Source organism: Oscillibacter sp. ER4 (assembly GCF_000765235.1).
GTDB lineage: Bacteria > Bacillota > Clostridia > Oscillospirales > Oscillospiraceae > Hominicoprocola > Hominicoprocola fusiformis.
Map to the genome: position 1 here is coordinate 1 of NZ_JPJG01000041.1, position 2818 is coordinate 2818.

Here is a 2818-nt window from a genome sequence, read left to right on the forward strand (position 1 = left end):
TGTAAATTTCAGCCACTGAGCACCACTTGCACGGAAAAACAGCTCCACTTTCACGGAGATTCAGCGCCACTCTCGCGGGCATGAGGTCCACCGAGAGCAGAGGGGCTTTTGCCCCTCTGCTCCGTAGAATCAAACTCGGTTCCAGCGGTCAATAATCTTTCTGGATTGCTCCCAAATATCCTGCTCACTCCAGGTATATCCGTCGCCAGGTTCCTCGGAGAACAGCGCAAGGATCTCTTCCTTAGCATGTTCGGCGTTCTTCGCATTGAGGAACCAGCTTTGCAGATCCGTGTCCAACATCTGGCGGGTAATCGTCACCTCAATCACCAGCCTCTCCAGGAACAGCTCCCATGCTTCTCAAGCCATGGCGTTCCCTCATGGAGACCTTGCCATCAATCAGAACCTCATAGGCATTGTGGACGATGCGGTCCATAATAGCCTCAGAAATAGGGCTTCGGTCATCAGAGTCAGGATTAATGCGCTCGTACCATTCATCCGTGTTGTATTGGGTACAGAAGATGGTCGCACCCCGGTCACTGCGCATCTCAACAATCTCCAGCAGGTTGTAGGATTCCTGAGGTGTCAGGCAGCGGATAAGCCACTCATCCAGAATCAGCAGATCGTACTTTCGGTAGCTTTTAATCAGTTTCTTCAGCTCTCCGCTTGCCTGTGCCAGGCTCAATTCCTCCAACAGTTCCGGGAGTCGGATATATCGCACAGACTTGTATTTGCGGCAGGCCGCGTTTCCAAGAGCACAGGCCAGAAAGGTTTTTCCGCTGCCGGAAGCGCCTTTTAAGATAATGTGGTGGCCGTCTTCAATGTATTTGCATGTGGCAAAGCGGAGAATTTGGGTTTTGTCCAATCTGCGGTCTTCGTGGTATTCAATATCCTCAATCATGGCGCCGGGGGCGGCAAAATGTGCTTCCCGGATGCAGCGTGCCAGTTTGTTCTGCTGGCGCCTGTTCCATTCCGCATCAACCATCAGGGCAAACCGTTCTTCAAACCCAAGCATGCTGTATGCAGCCGGATCGCCTAGCTGGCGCTCAAATTCAGCGGCCATTGCGCTGAAACGCATTGCCTTCAGTGCCTCAATGGTGGAGTTGTTCATCATTTGCTGCTACCTCCTTTTCGGAAGTAGGCAGCGCCGCGGGTTATGCCGTGCTGGGTGTTGGCCTTAGGAACCTCCGGCTTTTTCGGCGTGGCAACCTTGTCTTGCCCATTCTTGAGAATGGTACTGAGCGTTCGGATGGACGGCGTAGAAGTGAACGCCAACAGCCGCTCGCAGGCATTTTCCAACCGTGCTGCACCATAACGGTCTGCCAGCCTTGTTATACTGGCACAGGCCTTATAGCCTTGCTCGGTTTCTTTGCCGCTTGTGAGGAAATATCGGACAACAGAAGCGGTATGTTCACCAACAGAGCTGCCCCAGGATGTGAACTCGCTTTCGTTGTAATTCAGATACTTCCTATGTTCCGGCGTCATATGCTCCGGCTTTACCACAGGATCGCGAAGTACCGTTCGGTGCCGTGCATGCATAGCAACTCTGGTACCGCGGTAGAAAACCTCAACCGCGTTTTTGGTCAGGCGCAGGTTCACCTTTTCGCCAATCAGATCAAAGGGGACGGAGTATTTGTTCATGCCATCAAAAACCAGGTAATCAGGCCCAACCGTTATATCAGGAGGCCAGACAGCTGGCTCATATGCGGCAGTCGGAAGAGGCTTCATAAACTCCTGCTCTTCGGTCAGAAAGGCGCTTCTGCGGCAGCCTTCGCGCTTTTTAAACGGGCGGTCATTCAATTCTTCCAGCTTCTCAGCCACCGCTTCCTGCGCTTCGCGTATGGAAAAGAACCGTCGGTCCCGTAGCGCCGCCAGGATCCAGGTTGAAGCAAACTTCACAGTCCCTTCTGCCAAGGGCTTGTCCTTAGGGTGCTCCACTCTGGCTGGGACAATCGCAGTATCGTAATGCTCAGCCAGTTCCTGGTAACTCCGGTTAAGAACTGTTTCATACCGGGTATTTTTCGTTACACCGGTCTTCAGATTATCCGGGATCAGCAGCCGGGTCACACCGCCGAAGTAGCTGTAGGCATGGGCATGACAAAGAAGCCAGTTTTCCAGCTTCATGTCGTCACAGGCCTCGGCATAGGCATAGCAGCTGCAAGGTAGAACCGCAACAAACAAATATGCCTTGGAGACATCCCCGGTAACCGGGTCATAGATATCCAGCGTGTTGCCGGCCCAGTCCACCTGCATAGCATCTCCCGGCTTGTGCTGTATCCGCATGGTTGCCTTGGTAATCCGTGCCCATTGCCGATATTTCTCGCAGAACTGTGTGTACATGTACGGTGTGGTACCGTCATTTTCGCATCGTCTGCAATATTCTGTCCACAACAATGTCAAATTTACCCCCGGACGTGCTAACTCTTTGTGGATGTAGGGATAGTCCGGCTGGGTGTAAAGTGTCTCCGCTGTAGACTTTTCTGGGAAGAGGATTCGCTTCAGCATTTCGTTGGTAACGGTGTCATCCAACGGCCAACTTACTCCTGCTTTCTTTGCTGCTTCCAGGATATCACGGATCGTGTGTCTGGAACTGTGTACAATCGAGGCGATACAGCGCTGGCTGTTCTTCGGGTCACTACTCAATCGCAGGATTTCCATGTAGTCTACCATAGGTAGCCCTCCTTATGATTTTAGTCACGTTTACACGTGCCGTCATCATTATAAGGGCTATTGGCGCTCTCCGCCGTGACAGCGGAGCTATTTTGCCGTGACACTGGGGCTAAATCTCCGTGCAAGTGGTGCTCATGATCCGAAATTTACA

The 2818-nt window shown here is 52.4% G+C and carries 3 protein-coding genes; all 3 read right to left on the bottom strand.

Annotation, left to right across the window (positions count from 1 at the left end):
- Positions 1-129 precede the first annotated feature (129 nt).
- From NI20_RS0106995 to istA, 3 genes are read right to left on the bottom strand one after another with little or no spacing between them, the layout of a single operon-like run.
- A complete protein-coding gene (locus NI20_RS0106995) occupies positions 130-327 on the bottom strand; it encodes a hypothetical protein (RefSeq protein ID WP_033120700.1) in 198 nt (65 codons plus the stop codon).
- Complete coding sequence (locus NI20_RS0107000) at positions 320-1108, bottom strand: ATP-binding protein (protein ID WP_081958410.1); 789 nt, start codon at positions 1106-1108, stop codon at positions 320-322. Before NI20_RS0107000 ends, NI20_RS0106995 begins: the two co-directional genes overlap by 8 nt.
- Positions 1108-2667, bottom strand: coding sequence for an IS21 family transposase (istA, locus tag NI20_RS0107005; RefSeq protein WP_033120702.1), 1560 nt, complete (start codon positions 2665-2667; stop codon positions 1108-1110). Before istA ends, NI20_RS0107000 begins: the two co-directional genes overlap by 1 nt.
- Positions 2668-2818 lie beyond the last annotated feature (151 nt).